Source organism: Neolewinella aquimaris, assembly GCF_014197245.1.
GTDB lineage: Bacteria > Bacteroidota > Bacteroidia > Chitinophagales > Saprospiraceae > Neolewinella > Neolewinella aquimaris.
On sequence record NZ_JACIFF010000004.1, the window covers coordinates 126363 to 148783 of the forward strand.

9 protein-coding genes are annotated in these 22421 nt (G+C 59.4%); all 9 read right to left on the reverse strand.

The window, feature by feature from the left end:
* Positions 1 to 3: 3 nt before the first annotated feature.
* The 9 genes from GGR28_RS09225 to GGR28_RS09265 all read right to left on the reverse strand — a co-directional run bounded on the left by GGR28_RS09225 (position 4) and on the right by GGR28_RS09265 (position 22395).
* Complete coding sequence (locus GGR28_RS09225; protein WP_183495495.1) at positions 4 to 2577, reverse strand: heparinase II/III domain-containing protein; 2574 nt, start codon at positions 2575 to 2577, stop codon at positions 4 to 6.
* Positions 2574 to 4823 (reverse strand): glycoside hydrolase family 3 N-terminal domain-containing protein, encoded by a 2250-nt coding sequence (locus tag GGR28_RS09230; protein WP_183495496.1) that lies wholly within the window; start codon positions 4821 to 4823, stop codon positions 2574 to 2576. Before GGR28_RS09230 ends, GGR28_RS09225 begins: the two co-directional genes overlap by 4 nt.
* On the reverse strand, positions 4820 to 8209 hold the full coding sequence (locus GGR28_RS09235) for a glycosyl hydrolase (protein ID WP_183495497.1): 3390 nt from the start codon (positions 8207 to 8209) through the stop codon (positions 4820 to 4822). The genes GGR28_RS09230 and GGR28_RS09235 overlap by 4 nt, the downstream gene beginning before the upstream one ends.
* Positions 8210 to 8232: 23 nt before the next feature.
* Positions 8233 to 11790, reverse strand: coding sequence for a sulfatase-like hydrolase/transferase (locus GGR28_RS09240; protein ID WP_183495498.1), 3558 nt, complete (start codon positions 11788 to 11790; stop codon positions 8233 to 8235).
* Positions 11787 to 13412 carry a sulfatase family protein gene (locus tag GGR28_RS09245; RefSeq protein ID WP_183495499.1) on the reverse strand — a complete coding sequence of 542 codons (1626 nt, stop codon included), beginning with the start codon at positions 13410 to 13412 and terminating at the stop codon, positions 11787 to 11789. Before GGR28_RS09245 ends, GGR28_RS09240 begins: the two co-directional genes overlap by 4 nt.
* 69 nt (positions 13413 to 13481) lie before the next feature.
* Entirely contained in the window at positions 13482 to 17015 is a 3534-nt protein-coding gene (locus GGR28_RS09250; RefSeq protein ID WP_183495500.1) for a glycosyl hydrolase, read from the reverse strand.
* A 147-nt stretch (positions 17016 to 17162) separates the two neighbouring features.
* On the reverse strand, positions 17163 to 17804 hold the full coding sequence (locus GGR28_RS09255; protein ID WP_183495501.1) for a hypothetical protein: 642 nt from the start codon (positions 17802 to 17804) through the stop codon (positions 17163 to 17165).
* Positions 17805 to 17819: 15 nt separating this feature from the next.
* Positions 17820 to 19298, reverse strand: coding sequence for a RagB/SusD family nutrient uptake outer membrane protein (locus GGR28_RS09260; protein ID WP_183495502.1), 1479 nt, complete (start codon positions 19296 to 19298; stop codon positions 17820 to 17822).
* 43 nt (positions 19299 to 19341) lie between these two features.
* Positions 19342 to 22395 carry a SusC/RagA family TonB-linked outer membrane protein gene (locus tag GGR28_RS09265; RefSeq protein WP_183495503.1) on the reverse strand — a complete coding sequence of 1018 codons (3054 nt, stop codon included), beginning with the start codon at positions 22393 to 22395 and terminating at the stop codon, positions 19342 to 19344.
* Between the last annotated feature and the right edge of the window lie 26 nt (positions 22396 to 22421).

A 22421-nucleotide genomic window follows, 5' to 3' on the forward strand; every position in this document is an offset into this window, starting at 1 on the left:
GATCTACTTTTTCGGTTTGTAAGCAGTGGTGGTACCACCGTGTTTAAATTGTAAGGGGTAATGGGAGGTAATGACGGGTTCTGCCCCGCTCAGGTCAACGTAAGCCGCGCCGGTGGCCCCGTCCGCGAAGGTGAGTGTCGAAGTTTGGTAGGACAGCTCCTGCCCTTCGCCTACGTAGAGGCCGAGCAGCCGTCCGTCCCGATCTGTATCAAGCAGGGCAAACCTTCCCCGAAAACCAATGGCGTAGTCGGCGTTGACGTAGCGCGCGTTTGTATCGTCGAGGGCCAGAATGTACTGTCTTCGATAATCCGCTTCGGGACCGGTACTTACTTCGATACCGCAGCACGTCTCCCCGATCCGCTGCACGGAGAGCGCGGATGGAGCCTGACCCTCGCCGGGTTCAAGGACGGCGACGAAGGGGTCGTCCCATGCTTCTCCCTGCTTACGGACCACCAGGGTCGGGGTCGGCAGTTTGTCATAGGGAGCGGGGCTTTCGGTGGATGGGGGGGCCATTGCCGAAGTGTACGACCGGTCCTCCCCGCCCGGCAGGTGTACGCGCATGCGGACGGATTCAGTGTGTAAAGACTTAGCTTCGAAAGTGGCCGCTACGTTGTCGGAGTATTCGGCGGCGGTCCTCACCTTATCGAAGAAGTGCCATCCCGGATCGCGGAAGGAGCGATTGCTCTTGTAGAACTTGTGAGCGGAAGCGGCAAAACGGTTCGGATCTTTCTTAGTACGAAGGTCCGCGCCGGTGGTGCCGTCGCTCAGGCGAAGGTCATCTCCGATATTGTGGTAGATGTAGTCGTGGTACTGTTCCGGCGATTCGGTTCGCGACCGGTAGACATCCACGTAGTACCCGGTGGTGTCCGTAGTGCGAACGATCGCCATTGTGCGTTGCTGACGGGCGGGGTCGCCGGAGCCGCGATTATCCTGAAAGCTGCTCGTACTGAAGGCGTACCGATCCGTCAGGGCAGCCATCTTAGGCGCGGGCTCTGCCGCCTCCCGCTGGACGGTCTCAATACCCAGATTTACCCAGCCGCCATCGCCCTGGGAGGCACCGTTCACGACTACCGTATTGTGGCTGGCGAATAGGCGGTAGTAGTTCTCGTGGATGTCGGTGCGGTACTGCGAGCGGCCCGACTTGGCCCCGAGCACCTCCCCCTTTCCGTACACTTCCATGTTCATGCCGCTGGCGTGACCGTGCACGAAGCCCGCCCCGCCCACGAAGTACATGAAAGCATCCCGGGGGTCACCGGTCGCGCTTAGGTTGCGTTGTAGGGTGATGCCCGCGAAGGGCAGCTCGTCGGTTACGGGCAGTGGGTAGTTTCCGACGGGGGCATCTACTTCCGGCTCGTACCACAGCATAGTAAGTGGCTCGCGGTAAACGCTGGCACCGAAGTCCCGCTCGGGAAGCTGGAATCTCCGGTAACCGGCTTCCTCCTTTTCGTAGGCCAACAGTGCACCGACTTCTTCCCGCAGGCCAAGGTTCTCAGACAAACCAGCGAGGTGGAAGGCCATCTCCAGTCCGTCCCGCAGCGGGTGGTAGGGGCGGTGGCCGTCGCCGAAGAGGATGGTCTGCTTTCCATCGGGGTAGGTAAAGTAGCGGGCCTGCGGCAGGGCGGCCACGAAGGCGGGATAACGATTTAAAAATTGACTGCTTGGATCGTAATGCTTGAGTACCGTTAGGATGTACGTCAGGTTCTGGCTCACATGCTGGGCGTACCCGAAGCTTTCCGGCCAGGTGCCCCCGTAGTTCTCGTAGAGTTCGGCAATCTTCGGAAACGCATCCTGGTGATCCGTGCTGGTTTCCGTGACGTACTTCAGCCATTCGGCCCGTTCGGCCGGATCGTCGAGGGCCAGGGTATTGTGCAGCAAGCTGGGCATTTCGAGGATGGGCCAGTTGCAGTTGATGATGCCCTGTTCGACGGCCAGTTTAGCGTAGGTGCGAAAGACGTGTTGCGCGCCCTCCCGGTTGAACATCGCGGCTGAGCCGGTGCCCAGGTCAAAAACGGTTCCGTTCTCCACCAGATAGTCGTGGATGAAGTCGTAGATGATGGGCAATTGTGCCCCAATCTCGCGGGCCTCGCGCAGGTGGTCCTCGGAGTAGATCCACCCTGCGTTGTGGTGGTCGATGCCAGGAGTCAGTGGCAAGAGCCCCCCTACAAAGGTGTGTAGAACATCGGCGGCGTAGCGGGCGTACTTTTCTTCCCGGGTGAGCCAGTACAGCATGGCGCAGTCGATGCCCGTGTGGAGATAGTGCTGCATTACATCCTGCTCCTCGTTATCCTTCCCCTGAAAGGAAAGGTAGGTTTTCAGTGGTGGTATTGCTCCGGGTGTCCGGGCGTTGAGGTCAAAAGGCAGTGCAAGTAGGTAGGCGGCGGGGTCCGCGGCGTGCCGTGCGAGATCACCGGCTACCCGTTGCTGAAAGCTTTCGTAGTAGGCGCCTACCTGGGGGTATTCCTGAATGCGTTGCAGGATCTCCGTCCGCTCGTCCGCTCGTACCCAGATCATGGGTCGCTGGGCCCAACCCACGAGGGGCAGGAAGAAAAGCAAAAGAGTAGCGAGTCTGTAATTCATTCCGCCCGTAGTTTGAAATTAGTGGTTACGTACTGCGTGGAAGAAGTACCGACGCGCACCTCGTAATCGCCGCTTTCCAGCCCCCGCTTCCCGTCCAGCCGGGTAAACTCCAGCATCTCCGGCGTGATGTTGAAGGTCACCCTCCGGGCTTCTCCGGGTTCGAGGGCGATTTTTTGAAAGCCCTTTAATTCCATATCCGGCCGGGTGACCGAACCGATGAGGTCCTTGAGGTACAGTTGCACGACCTCCTTGCCGGCCCGGTCGCCGGTGTTGGTCACCCGTACCGACACGGTGAGCTGACCGTCGGCGGTCATTGTGGAATCCGACACCCGCAGGTCGTCGTAGGCGAAGGTGGTGTAACTCAGACCGTGTCCAAAGGGATACAGCGGCCCGTTCTCCGTAAACAGGTAGCCCTTCTTATTATTGATCTCCTTACCGCTGTAGTGAAACGGCAGTTGGCCGATGGAGCGGGGAACGGTAACCGGCAATTTTCCGGAAGGATTGATCTCCCCGAAGATGGCCCGGGCCAGCGATTCGTCGCGGAATTCGCTCAGGTCCCAGCCGTCAAGGATGGCGTCGGCCCGCTCGGCAATCGTGTTAATGGAAAGCGTCCGACGGTGCAGCAGGGCTACGATGACCGGCTTGCCAAGTTCTTTAACTCTTCGGACCAGTTCGTCCTGCGGCCCGAGTGGGTCGATCGATTCGCGGTCGCCCAGTGCCCCGTTGAAGAAGCCCTCCTTGGCGGTGTATTCATCACCACCTAGAAAGAGGACCACGACGTCCGCTTCCTTCGCTTGCTCCACCAATCGGTCTACCCCGTCGGCCGTATCGTCGTTGAGCTGCGGGATGCTCCGGTTGCCGTCGGTCAGCTCGAAACCCCGGTCGCTGATGAAGCTTAGGCCCTCCCCCGCTACGGCACGGAAGGAGGCTTCCGTGTTTTCGCGTACCAGTGGTCCTAGCAGGGCTATCCGCTGGCCAGACCGCCGCAGCGGCAACGTACCGCCCACATTTTTGAGCAGGATGATGGACTCCGCATCCGATTCCCGGGCCAGTTGGAGCGAAGATTCCGCCCGTACCCCGGCCTCGGTTTCCGCCACGTCGACGTAGGGGTCGTCAAAGAGGCCAAGAATAAATTTCGTGCGCAGCACGTGACCGGCCGCCCGATCAATGTCTTCGATTAAAGTGGAATCTCGGCCCACCATTGCGGGCAGCAGCGCATAGGCATCGTCGGCATAAAGATCGACGTCCATGCCGGCCTGTAGTGCCATGCGCGCGGCGGCTTCCGGTGTTTCGGCTACCTTCATAAAGTAGTGCAGCCGGCCGATGTCGTTGGCGTCGGAGACCGTATAGCCTGCGAAGCCCCACTGCTCGCGCAGCACCTCGGTCAACAACCAGGGATTGGCGTGACTGGCCACCCCGTTGAGGTCGCCGTGACTGGCCATGATGCCCAGGGTTCTGGCCTCCTTCACGGCGGCTTTGAAGGGCGGAAAAATCTCGTCGGCCAGGGTACGTTCGCTGATCTCGATGGCGGCAAAATTGGTCCCGCCCAGCACCTGCCCGTAACCCGCGAAGTGTTTCGCCACGGCCCCGATGTGGGTACCGTTTCCGAGGCCGTCGTAATCGCCCTGTACACCGGTGATCGCGCTGACCACCATCCGGGTAACCAGATAGGTATCCTCCCCGAAAGCTTCGCTCATGCGGCCGAAGCGGGGGTCGCGCACCAGGTCGGCCTCGGGTGAGTGGCACATGTGCATGCCCCGTAACCGGGCTTCGCGGCCCACTACGTCCCACTGCCGCTGCACGAGTTCCGGATTAAAGGAAGCGGCCGAGGTGATCGGTCGACCGAAAACGGTAGACCCCGCCGCATCGACGCCATTGTAGCTTTCGGTCACGAAGAGGGCCGGAATGCCCAGCCGGTTGTGCTCGATGATGTACCGCTGCAGGGCGTTGTTCACCTGCGCGGCGGCCACGGGACTCAGGTGCTCCCCCGGGTTCTTAATGCCGGCGATGCCGTGTTCCAGACGCGCCTTTACGTTTTCGCTCAGGGTCAATCTCCCCGATACATCCCCCTCCACCCCCTGGTTGGCGTGGAAGATGCGCATCTGGGCCACCTTTTCCGCTACCGTCATACGGGCCAGCAAGTCGTCGACGCGCTCGTCGATGGGCAGGTCAGAATTTTGGTAGGCGGGCGTCTGGGCCAGCAGGCTGCCACCGAGCGCCAGGATCAGTAAAGTCAGTAGTTTCATTTTTCGTTGGATTGGGGTAAAATCGCCACGTCCCGCGCGAAAACCAGGCGGACGGGGCCCAGCAAACCGGAAGGCTCCAGGGGATCGTCGGCATCGTAAAACTGGCCGGTGGTGAAAGTGGTCCGCTCCCCCGCGGGCCGGGGCTCATTGCTCCGAAACCACTCGGGCATCTTGGAGGTAGGTCGCTGTCCTTCCAGGGCGTAGCCGCCGTCGTTCGCCGGAAAACGTTCGTCGCCGATGAGTCGGTTGGTCCAGAGGTTCGTGACCGCAATGTTCAGTCGATTGTCGCCGGCGACCAGGTGATCCGTCACGTCAACTAGGAAGGGGGGCATCCAACTTACGCCGAGTGAGTGACCATTGAGGGTGACTTCCGCTACGTTTCGCACCTCTCCTAGATCGAGCATTACTCGGCCGTCCGGACGCAGGTGCGCTTCCGGCACCGTGACGGTTTTCGTGTAGGTAGCCGTACCGGAGTAGTAGCGAACAGCCTCGTACGGGTGGTCCTTCCAGTCCGTCAGTTCTTCGAAAGAAACTTGCTCACCGTAGCCGTCTTCCTCCCGAAATTTCACTTCCCAGCTTCCCGTGATCCCACGCGGATGTGGGAGATCGGCAACCTTAGTCTCCACGATACTTCCATCGGACAAGGGGTGGCGGTAGGTACCGTTCCGATCCAGGGTCACCCGGAGATCGTTTTCCTCGGTCATCCGGTAGCGCAGTTGTTCCAGGGCGGGGTCGCGGGTGCCGGGCTGTACGGTCAAAGCAGACGAACTTGGCTCACGGAACACGACAAACACCGACTCCCCGGCCAGAAGAGGCAGGCTCATTTCGGTAATTCCCCGCTCCTGCGTGTACCGCCCCAGGCGTTGCGTGCTGCCGTCCAGCGGGTTCCAGCGTTCGGGGATTCGGTCGCCGACCCGGAAGGTAGCCGTGAAACTGGTGGCCGTGCTGTCGGGATTAAAGAAAAAGTAGATGTCCTCTCGTTCCGTGCGGCGATGGGTGTAGTGGATGTCGTCACGCCCGGCAAAGGTGGCATCGGGCACATCCTGTACCCAGTCGTCAAACGGTCGCAGTAAGGGGGTCAGAGACTCTGCCAGGCGGGAAAACTCGGTTCGCGCGGGGGGTGAGTGGGCATGTCTTAGCAGGTCCGTGGGTACGGTTCCGTAGACCGGCACGCCCGCCGAAGCGATAGAATAGATGCGGCGGAGACTCTCCAGCGTGAGCCTGTCACTGTTTTTGAGGGCGAGCATGCGGTACTCCGTGCCCTCGGGCAGACGCAGTTTACCGTCGCTGATGGTGATCCGGTGCAGGAGTACGTCGGCATTGACGCAGTCGTAGTTGAGACTAAGCGGGATAGCGGGTTCGAAGTCCGTCCGCTTAAAGGTCGAACTCGGGGCCGCATCACCCACGAACACCAGCAGGTCGCTTACCGGCACCCCCTGCCGCAGCAGGTACGATCCGCGGGCGATGTAGCGGAACCAGTCGGCCCCGGCATTTTCCCACCAGGTCTGGGTGCGGTCGAAGTGGAAGCCCCAGCGGTTCATGGTCAGTCCGGGCTCCACGTGAGTGTTCGACTGGTGCACGAAGCGGTGAAACATGAACTCGTTGATGCCCATGCTCCAGCCCAGGTCGCCGGAGGTCTTGGCCATGGCGGGATTGCCCTTCCAGTTGATCTCGGGAGTGGAGGTGAAGGATTCGGCCGAGATCACGGGCTTGCCGTAGATGTGAGCCGCGGAGACGGCCGAGGCTACCATGGTGATGGGCCGGTTCATCCAGAATTCCCCCATGGGGATGTCGGCTTTCCCCCCTACGTCGAGGTCGTTGAGCGGACCGAAGCCGTAGGGCTCGATGTAACTTTTGAGGCCGTCCGCGGCACAGAGCTCGCCGAAGTAGCCGAAGTAATTCTCGGTCATGAGGTCCGAAATCTGCCGGCGGTAATCACCCAGCACCGCCTCCGTCGTTTCTGCATCGCCGACAAAGCGGCCGGCGAGTAGCGGTAAATACTCCAGCAGATCGTAGCCGAAGCGTTTCCGGAAGCCGTCGGTAAATCCGTCGGTCCAGTTCTGACCGCCCATCTCGTAGCTGTCGATCTCGATGTACTGTAGGGCGTTGGGAGCGACGGACTTGGTCTCGTCGATTACTTCCCGCACGAAATTGTCGTAATGCACCCTAAAGGCCGGCCGACTGAGCTTGTCGACCTCCAGTCCCCTACCCTCCTCCGAGGCGGGACTGTTGACTGCCCCGGTGGAGGTGTAGCCGAAGCGCATTACGGTCCAGTCGCCGGGTGGCAAGTTAGTGGTGAGCCGTCCGTCGGCGCGCAAGTCGGCCGACAGATCAATGATGTCGGCAGGTCGGACGATCTGATCCGGTGTGGGATTGCCAATGGGACCGAGATCGGTATCCTCCGTGCGTGCGATGGCGGTGCGCCCAAGGGGATTGTCGTAGTAATAGTTGCCCGTTAATTCTACTTCCCGGAGGGTCACTTCCCGATTGAACTGCAACCGGAAATGCCGTGAAGTGACCGGCGCGAAGTGATCGTTCAGCGCCCATTCTCCCTTGCCGGTGCGGACTTTGTACAGTTCCCGGACGGAAGTAAAGTGCACGCCGTCATCGCTAGTCTGTAGTTCGGCGGTGGTGTGGCGATCGGTGAATACGGCACGTACCGAGCGGATGCTTTTGGGGCTGACGTAGGTGAAGCCGATCCAGGGGTTCTGATCGTCCCGTACCGCCGCCTTCGACTCCGCATCGATGCGGTGATCGGTAATCAGGTCTAAGTCCAGACTAGGATCGGAGGCGGTCACCATAGCGGGATTTTGCCGGTCGTCGATTTCCGCAGCAAGGGCCGGATAGGCAATCACGGCGATGTCGCGGTAGAATCCTTCACGCATGGTAGGCTGGGCGAGTTGAAGATCTAGCTGTCCGCCCGACACCACCGTATCGCGGTGCACGACCATCTTCATCGACAGCTCGGGAGTGACCCACGGTCCGCCACTCGACGACCATCCGTCGCAGTTGTGGACACCGAAACTGAGGCTCAGTCTTTCCGCTTCGGCGGCAGCGTGAACGAGCATGTCGTGGTGTTCCGGCGAGTCGTACACCACGTCGCCGAGCGGAATGCCCTGGGTCACATTGAACAGCAGCAGGCCTCCGATGCCCACCGCGGCCATACTTTCAAGGTCCTTGGTAATGCCCGCCTTCGACATGTTGCCGCTCATGACGTGGTACCAGGTACGGGGCTTCGATTCATTGGGGGGGCTAATGAAGTTTTGCTCCAGTTCGTCCGAGGGGTTCGGTATAGGTTGCCCTACCTCCCTCATTGCAGTGGTTGCGCACCCCCAGAGAAGGAGCAGGCAGACGGCACGGAATAAGTATCGGGAGAAGTTGGTCATAAGAACGGAGTTAGAGAACTGGCCTAAAACGAGTTAATTCGCACCTCGATCCGGTTCTCCCCCGGCTCCAGCCGCAGGGTCGGAAAGGCGGGATTTACGGCCTTTCCGTTGAGGGTGAGTGCCTGATTTTCCTGAAGGTCGAGGGAGAACTCAGCGACCATATTCGCGGGCAGGGTGATGGTGTAGTTCTGGGCGCGGGGATTGAGGTTCTCGTACACTCCCTCGATCTTCCCCCGCAGGGTAGGTACGGTGATGGACGATTCCTTCAGGCTCCCCATCTGCGGATGGATCGAAGCTATGCCGTAGCCCGGTGTCCCGGGCTGTATACCCCACATCTGGCGCGGGATGATGTTGGCCGGCACGGCACCCCAGGCGTGGTTGAGGTCGAGGTTGGGCTTATACTTAACGTCCCAGGCCTCCATGGTCATGGTGGAGCCGGAGCGGATCATGTTGTACCAGCTGCGGTCGGAGGTGGAGGTAAGCAGCTCCAGGGCGTAGTCGGCCATTCCTGCCTTGTACAGTGCCTCCATCAAGTACTGGGCCCCGTAAACACTGGCGGCCATGCCCCGGCTTTTGATGTACTCCCCTACCGATTGCACGTACGGCTCCGGGACCATACCGAAGGCCAGCGGAAACATATTGGCGTGTACCGAGGCATGGTCCGTTCCCTCCCCATCGACGTAGATACCCCGTTCCTTATCAAACAACTTTTCGTTGACGGCCCGGAGCGCCTGCATGGCCAGCACTTCGAATTCGACTTGCTCCTCGTGTTTGTTGATTGCTCCTGCGAACTCCGCCATGATCTTCAAATTGCGGTAGAAAAGGGCGTTGATGACGGTGTTGTTGGGCATGAAGACGAAGCCGTCGCGTTCCCCCTCGGCGGTAGCCAATTTCCAGCCGGTGTCCTTCTGGGCGGGTGGCCAGTCGACGATGTCGCGCAGGGTTTCGTCCCGGTCGCCAAAGCCGAGTTTGCGCATGTATTCCGGCGTGATGCGGGTGGAGCTGATCAGGTGATCTTCCCCCAGTAGCCCGATGAGGGTCTTGTACTTTAGCTCATCGTAGTACCGCTCGATCAGTTCCGTATTGCCGGTGTACATGTAGTCGGCGTGGAACATCAGCGCCACGTGCTGCTGCCACTCGGTGGGCCAGGTGGGATGCTCCATAAAGTACTCGATGGTGCGGCGGGCAATGGCGTACTCCCGGTCGGTCGTATAGTGGCTCAGCTGATTGAGGTAAGCATCCGCCTCGTAAGGAATGCGCTCCCGGTCCCCGTCGACGTACAGCCCGGCGAAGGTCGTCGCCCTAATGGTGTACTTACACAAGTCCCACACCTGGTTGAGAATCGTGTCACTACTCGAAAACGAACTCTGATCGTCCTCCCAGTACCCATGATAAACGAGCTGAGTAACACCCCTCAATCCCTCACCCCTCAATCCTTCACCCCTCAATCCTTCCCCCTTCACTCCCTCAATTTCAGCGTACCGAAAAGGCAGCAGCACCGGGAACGAATCCGGCAACTGCACCGCCATGTCCTTGGTGTTGCGCTCGTCCGGCACGAGGGGCAGGATGTAAGTGTGGGTACCCTTTTTCACGGGCAACTCGACTTCCTGGTAACGGATGGTGCCCCCCGGCTCGGGATCGATGGTGCCGTCGTCGCGTAGCAGCTCCCCTACCCTTACGGTCAGCGTGTGGGGTCGCCGTGCAGTGTAGGAGACTTCCATATTGGCAAAGGCATCCTTGCCGAAGTCGATGAAGAGTCCGTTGTCCGTCGGCCGCATTTCCACCGGTTCGACCCGGGCGATCTGGTAGCGGTTTTCGGTGGTCAGGTAGCCCATTCCCTTCTCCCCGGCCGGTCCGGCAAATTGCTGGGCGGCGGAGTAGGCGGTGAGGCGGTTGACGTCGTCCCAGATGCGCACCTTCCAGAAGTAGGTCTTGCCCGGCTCCAGTTCCGGCCCGTCGTACTCGACACCTACCGAGGTGTTAGTCGCTACACGGCGGCTGTCCCAAACATCGCCCACGTTGTTGTCGATCATTTCCCGACTTCCGGCCACGAGAATTTGGTAGGCGCCCTGCAGGGCCGAGCCCTCCGGCACTTCCCAGGCGAATTCCGGTCGGGGGTCGCGCAGGGGAAGCCCCTCCGGCTGGCGCAGGTACTCCACCGAAAGGCCCGTGGGTGGGGCGGAATAATCGTCGCCGTACCGCTCGATCAGCTCGTCGCACTTGCGGCGGAATTCGAGCAGTTTTTTCCGGTATTCGGCCTCTTTTGCCAAATTTTTCGTCTCGGCCGGGTCATCGGCCAGGTGGTAGAGTTCCTCGTCGCGCTTGTCGTTGAGGTAGCGGAAGTACTTCCAGTCTTTGGTCCGCACGCCCTCGCTGGGCGGGATCTCGTCGAATTCCCAGAGGTGTTCGATCAGAATGGTGTCGCGTAGCCCGTCATTCGTTGCGCCGGCCACGATCGGGAGCAGACTTTTTCCCTGGTAAGTGGCGGGTTCGGCAAGTCCGGCCAGGTCGATTATGGTGGCCGGCACGTCGATGTTCAGGGCCAGGGCCTCGCTGTCGTGGTGCTGCGGTACCCGGGGGTCGTAAACGATCAGGGGTACGCGCACGGAGTTGTCGTACATCAGCCACTTGCCGGCCAGTTGTCGTTCGCCGAGGAAGTAGCCGTTGTCGCCCATCACGATGATCACGGTGTTTTTGTCGAGTCCCTTTTCGGCGAGTTTCTTGCGCAGTTTCCCGATTTCCAGGTCGATGCCGGCGATCATGCGGTAGTAGCCCTTCACGCTATGTTGGTACTTTTCGGGGGTGTCGTAGCGCCAGGTCCACCGCAGGCGGTTGAAGCCGTCACGTACGGACTGCGGCAGGGCATCAAAGTAGCTTTGGTCGGCGAGCGCGGGAGCAGGGACGTCCCCGTTGCGCAATAAGCCATCCGTTTCCTCCTGCCAGAAATACTGATCCTCCGCACTGTCGTGGGCGTGGGGGGCGCTGAAGCTGAGGCTCAGGCAGAAGGGTTGGTCCGTGTCTGCGTTGCGGTCCACGAAATCCAGGGCTTGCTGACCGGTGTAGCGGGTGAGGTGGACGGTGTCGCCGTCCAGGGTTTTGTAGTAGTAGCCGCGGCGGTCGTCGTAGGCGTGGTTGCGGTCGTAGGTATCGTACTCGTCAAACATGCGCTCCTCCCCGTCGTAGCGGATGCCGTACTTGCCGTAGAACCCCGTACGGTAGCCCGCCCGCCGCAGTACAGCCGGGTAGGCGTCCACCATGTACTCCTCGCGGATGTTGCCGGTCTGGAAGTTAAAGCGGTGGGTACGCTCGTATAGGCCGGAGAGGATCGAGGCGCGGCTCGCCGCGCAGATCGGAGTGGTCACCGCGGCCTGGGAGAAGTAGGTACCCTGCTCGGCCAGCCGGTCCATCTCCGGCGTAGTGGCCAGGGGGTTTCCGACGTAGCCGATGGCGTCGTAGCGCTGGTCGTCGGTGAGGATAAATATGATGTTGGGCCGCTCGGTCTGCTGGGCCGCGAGGTGGCCGGCGAGGAGGAACAGTATGGTTCCGACCAGATACTGAATGGGGGTGCGCTTAGTCGTCATTTGATGATTTTATGGCTCGGTTCGCTCTCTTTCCAGCCCAGGCGGATGGCCCTTGCTTCGAGCTCGGTGCCGCCGGGCAGGTCGATGGGTTCAAAATACAGTCTCCAGTTCTCGTCCGCGGACAATCGGTAGGCAATGGATGCTCCTTCAGTTGCGCTTTCCATGCGCACCCGATTTCCGTCCACGTGAATGGTCGGTGAAGCAGTCACCGATTGCGCTCCCGCAGGTGGCCAAAGCCGGCGGATCAGCTCGCTTTCGGGCAATTGGCCCAGATCGCCGTAGGTGCTCAGGAAATCGGCGTGGGCATTCCGCAGTTCCGTCAATTTACCGAAGTGCGCGGGGTCTCCTGCGATATTCCTGATCTGGTCGGGATCGGTTTGGGTATCGTAGAGTTCCTCCAGGGACTTGGACGTTGCCCAGAACTGCCACTGTTCCGGACCCAATGCTCCGTCTTCCTTGAGCCGTAGGATTTCCTGCATCATGGCCGCCCGGTCGCGGTAGGGAATGTATCCGAGGTAAGGCAGCTCGGGGCGGTAGTTGCGTACGTACTGGTAGCGCTCGTCCCGTACCGCCCGAATGGTTTCCGGTGCCGGATCCATGCGATCGCGGAATAGGTAGACGTAGTCCCTGGGTGCCGCTTGCTTCCCCCCGGCGAATACCTGTCCTTCCATGTAGGCGGGAGCATCGAGTTCGGCGAGGGAAAGTACCGTCGGGGCAAAATCGACGAAGGAGACCAACGCTTCATTCACCGTTCCGGCGCCCGCCCCGTCCGGCCAGCGGATCAGCAACGGCACACGGGTACCCGAGTCGTACACCCACCGCTTGGCCCGGGGTAGGCCGTCGCCGTGGTCGCCAAAGAAAAAGATGATGGTGGAATCAAGCAGCCCGTCCTCCTCCAACTGATCGAGGATCTCCCCCACCCAGGTGTCAAGGGCGTGGATGTTGTCGTAGTGGCGGGCGATATCCTGCCGCACCGTTTCGGTATCGGGGTAATACGGCGGTACGGTAACGTCGGCGGGGTCCGTAAACCGGGGGTGTACCTGTTTGAAGGTGCGGCTTTCGTGGGTGTGTTCGCCATTGAAGACGGCGAAGAAGGGCTGGCTGCGGTCCGGCCGGTTGCGCCAGTGGGCGGTTTTGGAGCTTTCGTCCCAGGCCGTAATCGGTGGGCGGAATTGGTAGTCGGTCTTGCTGTTGTTGGTGCAGTAATAGCCCGCCGCCCGCAGGTACTCGGTGAAGCACTTTACGCCGGCGGGTGGGGTAGCCTCGTAGACCGGGATGTTGAGCAGGGCGGTGTCCGTGATGCTGGCCAGGGCGCTGGTGCGCCTCCAGGTGCGCATGGGCCCCGCCCCGGTGCTGGTCGGATACATCCCCGTAATGAGGGTATGGCGGGCGGGCGCACAGACGCCGTAGGTAGCAAAGGCCCGTTCGTAGCGCACGCCCCCGGCGGCCAGGCGGTCCAGGTTCGGAGTGCGGGCTACGCGGTCGCCGTAGGCACCGAGTCGGGGGCTCAGGTCCTCGGCCGTGATCCAGAGGATATTGTACCTGTCCTGGGCGGATGATGGTCCGCACGTCAGGATAAATAGGGCCAAGTACATCCAGGGGTAGATCAGACTTCGTTTCATGAATACAATTTAGGCTACTACGCTTATGGTCGGGGTATACGGGCTGCCAGTCTTCAGGGACCGGCAATGTCAGTCCAGTACGACCCGCCGGTAAATATTCACTTTCACCGGCCCCAGCAATCCGGACGGTTTGAGTTCGGAATCTTCGTGATAGTGGAGATAGGACGCTAACGTGGTGCGGCGGCCAGGGCGGGCGGCGGGCGTGGTAAGCCAGCCGGGCCATTCCTCGATCATGTTCTTATTCATGGTATAGTCCGCCGGCAGGCGGGCATCGCCGATCAAGCGGTTGGGCCAGAGATTGGTCACGTTGACGGCTAACGAGTTTTTGCCCGATTGGAGGTAGCCGTCCAGCTTGATTCTGAAGGGAGGTTTCCACAACACCCCTACCTCCTGTCCATTCAGGATCACCTCGGCAATGACCTGCACGCTTCCGAGGTCCAGTTCCAGGGAATAGTCGGGACTTACCACATTCGGGGGCGCTTCAAAACTCGTCGAATAGCTCGCCGTCCCGGAGAAGTAGCGCAGGATGGAGTCCTGGGCGGTACTCCAGGAAGTAAGCCGCTGCAGCGTTTGGTGATGGGTGTCTTGGGCTATCTGGGAGTAGGATAATTCCCAGGAGTCAGGCAGCGCGAGTGGATTGGGTACCGACCCGACGATAAGCTCGTTGCTGATCCCGTTTCCTCTTTCGTACGTAAGCTGCAGTGGATAAGGAGTCAGCAGAATATCTTCCTTCCCCTTGCGCACCGTTTTATGGAAAGGCTTCTCATCCGAGAGTTTCAGTACCCCCCCCGCCGGAACGACGACCTTGCGGACTTCCCCGGCGGTGCTATAAGTAATTCGCAACTCAGGACTCCTACCCTCAGCTTCCCTTCCCTCCAGTAGCCGGTCATCCACAGCTATATCAAAAGCACCGGATGCCAGCTTCCTTCCGATAGCCGAAGAAACATCGTGGACCGGAAACTGACCCGGCACCCCCCTGGTCTCCGGAAGAAACTTTCCAAAGACCGCTTTTCGGATCACCAGTTCCCCCTTCCCACCGGGATCAATATTTACCGAATCCCGTTCCATCTCCGAGAGCCGATACAGGCTGTCGCCTATCGTGTATTCGATACGGAATTCCTTTGTGTAGCCCATGGCGGGATCGCAATCGCAAAAGTGCCGGGTCGCCCTTATATTCAGCTCATTATCGACCACGGCATCAGCCACCTTGTCGGTGACGTCCACGAGTCCTTCCTGTAAGAAGGTCCCGTATTCAGCGGACAAGATTTCCAACTGGGGGAGTTTCTCTGCGGCGGCAGGCTGGGCGACGGCAGAAAGACGCGTGATGTGGTCGTCTTCCACCACACTTCTGAATACAACGAAAATAGCCTGTTCGGATTCAAGTACGACGGGTACGGTCGTCGTGCCGTCGGGGTTTTCGTTCCATACGGCCGGCTGCATTATCTCCCCCGTCTGCGCGTCCCAGATCTCCGGCGTTTTATTTGTCACCCTGAAGCGGCAACTTACCGACTTACTCTGCCGCTTGTCATTGGCAACAAAGTAGATATGGGCTGCCTCGGTTTTGCGGTGGATGAAAGTGAGGCCGTCATTATCCTCACCCTCTACCGTAAAATCAGGCGGCCCACCGTGGCCATTAAGGAAATCCACGATAGAAATATCCTGCACGGCCCTGGTCGCCCACAACTTATCGGCAATGCTACGAACTCTTTTGTCACACGCCGGATAGCCCGACAGGCTGGGAGACTTTAGTGGCTTCGGACCGATAATCTTTGCTCCCCGTCCGGAGAGTTCCGCCAGTTTCTGCACGGTTTCCGGTCGCATCCACTCCTGCTCCGGCAACACCAGCACCCGGTAACTGCCCCCGGCGGGGGTGACGATATTCCCATTCTCTACCCGCAGGTCGTAGAGATTATTCACGCCGAGCAGATCGTAATCAAAGCCCATTTGCTTCACTTCGGGCATCAGCAGGGCATCGTTCGGTGACGACTCACCGGTGAACACGAGCACGTCCGCCACGGCTTTTCCCCGTTGCAGTAGGAACTGCGATCGCCCGATATAATCCATGTACGCCTTCCCCTGTTCCCACCAGGTATTCAGGCGGTTAAATTCCGTACCGTGGTAGCTCAGGGCCAGACCCGGTGCGACGTTCCACGGTTGGTGGACGTAGGAGTGAAAAATGAAGCGCGTGATCCCCTGCGCCCAGGCCTTGTCGCCGATCGTCTTCAGGACCGCGGGGTGTTCGTCCCATCCGCCGATACCGGTAAAGGACTCCGCGCCCACGATAGAGTTTCCCTTCAGGTGAGCTATCGACGATACAAACTTCGGCGAATCGAAGAAGGGGTAACCGCCGGTCCAGAATTCACACATGACGATGTCTCCGGTAGCCCCCACCTGCATATTGTCGAAAGGTCCCCAGTAGGGCTCTACGGAAAAGGTCAACCCGTACTGATGACAAAGCTCACTGAACCGGGCATAGTAATTCTCCGCAATCAGATCGCCAATCGTCCGCCGGAAATCCCACAGAAAGCGTTCGGAGACCTCCCCACTCCCAACGTAGTAACCCGCCAGGGTAGGCAGGTAAGTCAGACAATCATAACCGCGCAAGCGCTTGAATTCGGCCTCGAATCCACTCGTCCAGTTCGTAGCGCCAACCTCGTAACTATCGATCAGGCAGCTTTTAACTGTCCGCCCGATGTAGTCGCTGAGGGCGTCAATAATGGGTTGGACACCTCCCTCCCAGTGACGTTCGACCGCCTTTTTACTCATCTTGTCGCACTCCAACCCCTGTCCCCCCCTCACCGCGGGACGGTTCATCGTGCCGGTGGGCGTATGCCCCAGCCTCAGCACGATCCATTCGCCGGGGGGCACGTTCCAGTCCAGCACGCCCGCATCGGTAAAGTGCGCCCGTAGGTCGATGATCTCGTTTCTGTCGATAATCGCCGCTTTGGCAATATCCTTGGTTTCCGGCAGCACGTGATTCCGGATCCGGTCTCCCAGCATCTTGTAGTCCAACCCTTTGATTGTCACGTCGCCCTCCGGCTTCGGAAAGGCCAGGACAGCCACGTCCCGGTAGAAATCCATTCTAGTTTCCGGCATCGGCAAGGGGGCGGAAAATTGTTGATCGCCCTGCACCGTTATTTCGCTGTGCACCAGGGTCTGCATGGCATGCTCGGCGTCGATCCACGGACCTCCACTAGACGACCATCCCGCGCTATTATGAAAGGAGAGTTCCAGGTCGAGACGGGCGGCTTCCGATGCGGCAAACTGAAGCAATGCAGTCCACGCTTCACTGAGGTATTCCACCCCCCCGAACGGGAGTCCAAGGTCGACATTGAATATCTGGGCTTCCTGAATACCGACGCGCTTCATTGCCTCCAGATCTGCGCGAATCCCCTCTCGGCTGATGTTTCCATTCAACCAGTGCCACCAGGTTCGCGCCCTTGCCTCCGCCGGAGGGGCGGCAAAATGGTCTTCGAGAAAGGTCTCAGTTCCGTGGGTTGCGGTATGCTCCCCAGTAGACCCCTGTTCGTTCCTCTGGGCAAACAGCTCAGCACTGTGCACAAGGAAAAACAGAACACAGGTAAGTCTAACGAACAGCTTCATATTCTCTTGATGATGGTGATGTCGAGCAGTCTATCCGCTGCCGTTTGGAGCAGGTCCGGTCGTACGTACCCGCCCCCCGGGTCAGTCAATCTGTGCTACCGTTGCAGTCCCCTACAGGAGCGGAGGAGTCCGTAGGCGCAGGCTCACTCAGTACCTTGCGTTGCGGTAGCTATCGGTGACCAGGTGCGCTACCCCATTGGTAAAAATGTAGTTGTGCTCGTTGATGCGCCCGCCCTTTTTGGTTCCCTGGAGATCGTCGGAGCGATTTACGCTGAGGCGGAAACGGTCGTCGCGGTTAATCGAAATTATTCCATCGTCACCCGGGATCAGGGTCTGGAAAAAGTAATCCTGATACAGGACTTCCAGTGGGTCGAAACCGTTTTCAATGTACGCCTCAATGATGTGGTAGCGCAGTACGTACCGCAGGCGCTCGATCTGGGTGTCGTCCAGGGAGTCCATGGAGGTACTGGTCGACCCGGAGATCTGTTGTAGGATCTCCCCTCCGTCGGTAAAGGCCCGGTCCTTCAGGAGCAGGTAGGTGCGCATATCTGCGTTCGTGGAGTATTCCGCCTCCAGTCCCGTAAGGGTGATGGCCGTGTCGAGGTAGTTGAATTCATCTCCGGGATCCAGGCGGATGAAGTCGAGGGCCGTCATGTCGAAGGTGACCTGGGGGGCAATGTCGGGTTCGAACTTGAACCTCTCCTGGCGCTGGAGGTCGCAACCGGAAAGAAAGAAGATGGCGCACAGCAGGAGGAATCCGCTTCCGTTGGTGTAATTAATGGTTGTCATGATGGTTGGGATTCTTTAGTTGACGTAGCCGGGGTTCTGCTGCAAATTGGGATTGTCGATCAGGTGCTTCTCGTAGATGGGGAAGACCAGCTGATCCTGGGGAATATTGGCAATGGTATCGAGCGCCTGCATCACCTTGTCGGTGGCCCGCAGGTCCCACCAGCGATCACCCTCGGAAAACAACTCCAGCTGCCGCTCGTCGAGGATCAGGTCCTCGAGGCTTTCCACGTCGGGGTAGTCGGCACCGTCGACCAGGGGCAACTGCCGTGCCGTACGGACTTCATTGATCAGTTCAATCGCTACTTCCGGATTGCCGAGCCGGTTCTCGGCCAGCGCCTTCAACAGCAGTACGCCGGCGTAGCGGTAGACGGGGATGTTGGTGGCGTCGTCGTTGGGGCTGAAGTTGAGTTTCGTGTACTTCGCGGAGCGAGCCTCGCCAATGGATCGTCCTTCCTCCCGGCTCTCAAAGTAGCGCCAGTCGCCGAATAGCGTGTTACCGAACTCATCGGTTTCCTGCGGATCGAAGTCGGGATACTTGGCGTACCAGCCGACGGAATCGATGGGAAACTTCTCGATCCACTTGCGTTCCAGCGTCGGGGAGATGAAAAAACTGGGGATGCCGGCGAAGAAGAGCTCGTAATTGCCCGAGGCCCGGTTGCCGTCCTCCAGGATGTCGTAGCGGATGGAGAAGATTAGTTCGGGGCCCTCCTGGAACGTTCCCAGGTTCAGGTCGTTCAGGAACAGCCTGCTCCACGATTCCCGATCGGTGACCAGCTCGTAGTCGTCGAGGGCGATGAGCTTATCGAGGGCCTCCTTCGCCTTGGCGTAGTCCTTCAGGTGGGTGTACACATCGGCCTGGAAGGCGTAGGTAGCCGCTTTGGTGAATCGGAACTCGTTGCCCGAGCCAGTGATCAGGCGCTCGGCTTCGAGCATGTCCGGGATCACGATCTCGTTCAGGATGGTGGTGCCGTCGGTAGCCGGACGATTGAGGTCCTGATCGAGGTTCGTGACGGCTTCGGTGTAGAGCGGTACGCCGCCCCACACCCGTACGGCGTCGAAATAAGCGTAGGCTCGCAGGGCGTGGGCCTGGCCGAGTAGTCCGGGGGTATAGTTGGGGATGGTCGGTATCTTCTCGATGGCCAGGTTTGCCCGGCCGATCATTTGATACAGGTCGTTCCAGCGGAGGGTGGACTCGTTAGATTGCGTTAGCCGGTTGGAGACCAATTCCTCGTAGTCGACGGTGACGCGATCGCTGGCGATGAAGTTGTCGGAGCGGAATTCTCCCCATAGGTAGTGCTTGACCCGGTAGGTCTCCTGCATGGCGTCGTAGATGGCTGCCACGCCGGATTCGGCATCGCCGTTATTTTTCCAGAACTGGGCATCGGAAGTCTGACTGACGGGTTGCTCGTCGATCACGTCGTCGCAGGAAGCGGCCAGGACCAGAAGCAGCACCGACAGCAGATAGAAAGGCTGAATCGATTGATTGAATCGCATGATTGAATTTCTTTAAGTTGGAAGGGAGGTCGGTGGAATCAGACTACAGGCGCACCTTGATGCCGAAGATGTATTCGGTTCGGTTGGGGTAGCGCAGGTTATCGATGCCGGGCTGCAGTGCGCTGCCCCGGGAACCGAGTTCGGGGTTGTACCCTTCGTAATTGGTCCAGGTGATGGGATTATTTACCGACAGGTTGACCGATACGCCACTGAGCCAGTTCAGCCGGTTGACGATATTGGTGGGTAGTTCATAGGTCAGGCGTACGTTGCGTAGCTTGATGAAATCGGCGTCGGACAGGTAGTAAGAGTCGACGCCGATCCGGTTCTGTGACCGGCGACGGTCCAGGCTGGGGTACTCCACCACATCGCCTTGCTCCAGCCAGGCACCTTCGATCCGGTCGGGATGTGGCGTAGCGCCGAAGGAAGTGGCGGTATTGCGCCGATCGTCGTAGTTGCGGTAGATGTCGTTGCCGAAATTGTAGTCGAACAGGAAGGAGAAGCTGAGACTCCTGTAAGTAAATTCGTTAAAGAATCCGCCGAAGTACTTCGGCAGGCCGTTGCCGATCACGGAGCGGTCGTTGGTATTGTCTATATTGAAGTCACCGTTCAGGTCGTCCCAGATCACGTCACCACCGCCGAGGGTCCGGCCGGCCGCCCGGAGCTGATTGACCTCCCCGGTATAGGTCTGTCCGTTGAGCGTATAGTTGGTAAACGCACCATCGGCGTCGAAGACCGGAGTTAGGAGTGTCCCGTCATCGGTGAAGGCGTTCGACTCATCGTAGGCGAAAACACCAAGGTTGGTGAAGCCGTAGATGTTGCCGAGTGACTCACCCACCTCGATCTTGAAGGGGCCGGACTCGAAACCGTCGGGGTCCGCGAGCGAGAGCACCTTGTTCTTATTGGTCGCAATATTGAAGCTGGTGTACCAGCGGAAATCACCGAGTTTGAGGGGGGTACCGCCGATGGTCAGTTCTACGCCCTTGTTCTCCACCGAGCCCACGTTCTTCTGTACGATACTGAAGCCGGTCTCCTCGGGCAACGGCACTTCGTAAAGCAGGTCGTCGGTCGTCTTGGTGTAGAAGTCGAGGGTGGTCGTAAACCGACCCTCCAGTAGTTCGAGGTCAAGACCGAAGTTGGTTTGTTCGGTGCTTTCCCAACCGAGATCGGGATTGGACAACTGGGTCGGGGCCACGCCGTTCACGCCGTTATAAATGAAGCCCGGGCTGTAAAGCAGCTGGGAATCGTAGTCGCCGATCCGCTCGTTGCCCGTGATGGCGTAGGCGGCCCGCAACTTCAGGTCGGATACGACTCCCCGAATGCCCTCCATAAACGGCTCGGCACTGATGCGCCAGCCCACCGAGGCGGAGGGAAAGTTGCCGTACTTGCGGTTGTCACCGAAGCGGGAGGACCCGTCGCGACGGAGGGTACCGGCCAGCAGGTACTTTCCGCGGTAGTTATAGGACATTCGTCCGAAGTAGGAAAGGAGGGCGTGACGATTCTGGAGGGTTCGCGTAGCCGAAGTGTTGAGCTCGGCAACATTATTGAAGGTCTGGATGAGGTCGGAGGCGAAACTTACCGCCCGAATTTCCGAAAACTCGTTGTTCCACCGCTGCGTCTGCATTCCCGCGAGCAACGATAGGTTGTGGTTGCCGAACTTCTTCTTGTAGGTCAGGTAATTCTCCTGCTGGAGGTCGTAGTCTAGGATCTGTTGCTCCCTGCCGGTGGCTGGGTTGCCCTGGCGCTGGGTGATCGTCGGTTCGAAGATGTTCCGCTTCCGCTGCCGGTAGTTGACGCCCAGGGTAGACCGAAAGGCAAGCTCGGGCAGGAGTTTCAATTCGACGTAGCTGAACAGCGTAGACCGGAAATTGCGGTCGTCGTTCACGGTTTCGAGCGCCTCGGCCAGGGGGTTCTGGCGGCCGAACACCTCGGGAAACAGCTCCCCGTTGCCGTCGCGCACCGGGAGGTAGGCCGGACGCTCGGAAAGCTGACGGAAGACCGTATTTTCGTTCAGGCCGCCCTGCTTTTCGTAAGAAGCGTTGATCCGGGTACCGGCCGAAATAAAGGTGTTGAAATCGAAGTCCACCTTGAGGCTGGTATTGATCCGGCTGTAATCGCTGTTGAGGATGATGCCGTCCTCGCTGAGGTAACCGGTATTCCAGTAGAACCGACTGTTCTCGCCGCCCCCGCTGACCGACAGCCCGGTTTGGTTGCGGACGCCGGTACGGATCAACAAGTCCTGAATGTCCACCTCCTGCTGAAAGCGCGCACTGAGGGAATCCGTGTCCGTCCCGCTGCCGACGCCACCGCTGCGCTGCTGTTCGAAGAGCACCCGCTGGCGGGTATTGGAGACGGGGATCAGGCTGCTCACCTGACTCACCCCCGTCGAGTGATTGATCTCCAGGTTGGTTTTCCCCTGCGTTCCCTGCTTCGTGGTGATGATAACTACACCGTTGGCCGACTTGGAGCCGTAGATGGCGGCCGAAGCACCGTCCTTGAGTACCTCGATCGAGGCAATGTCGTTCGGGTTGAGGTTGTCGATGTTTTCCAGTTGCTGGCCGTCCACTACGTACAGCGGATCCACCCCGCCACCGAGGGTCGAGGTACCGCGAATCCGGATTTCGGACCCCGAACCGGGCCCCCCGTTGGAGGAAATCTGCACGCCGGAGAGCCGTCCCTGGATGGCGTCGAAGGCATTGACGGGCGTGGTCTGGGTGATGGCTTCTTCGTCCACGGAGGCGATGGACCCGAGTACGTCGCGTTTGCGCTCCGTGCCGTACCCAATCACCACAATCTCGTCAAGCAATTCAGCATTGGTGCCGAGCACAACGTCGATGACGGTGAGCGCCCCGACTTCCACCTCCTGGGTGGCAAAGCCGGTGTATGAAAATTGGACAGTCTTACTCCCCTCTATCAGGTTAAGTTGGTAGTTGCCGTCGAGGTCGGTCACGGTACCGTTGTTGGTACCCAACTGCACGACACTGACGCCGATGAGGGGCTCATTTTCTTCGGAAGTGACCGTTCCCCGAATACTGCCATGGGCACCGGCAGTTCCAACCAGGCAGCAGAATGCCAGGAGCATTGTGATTTTTTTTAACATGATCGAGTATACTAGTTAGTAAAAGG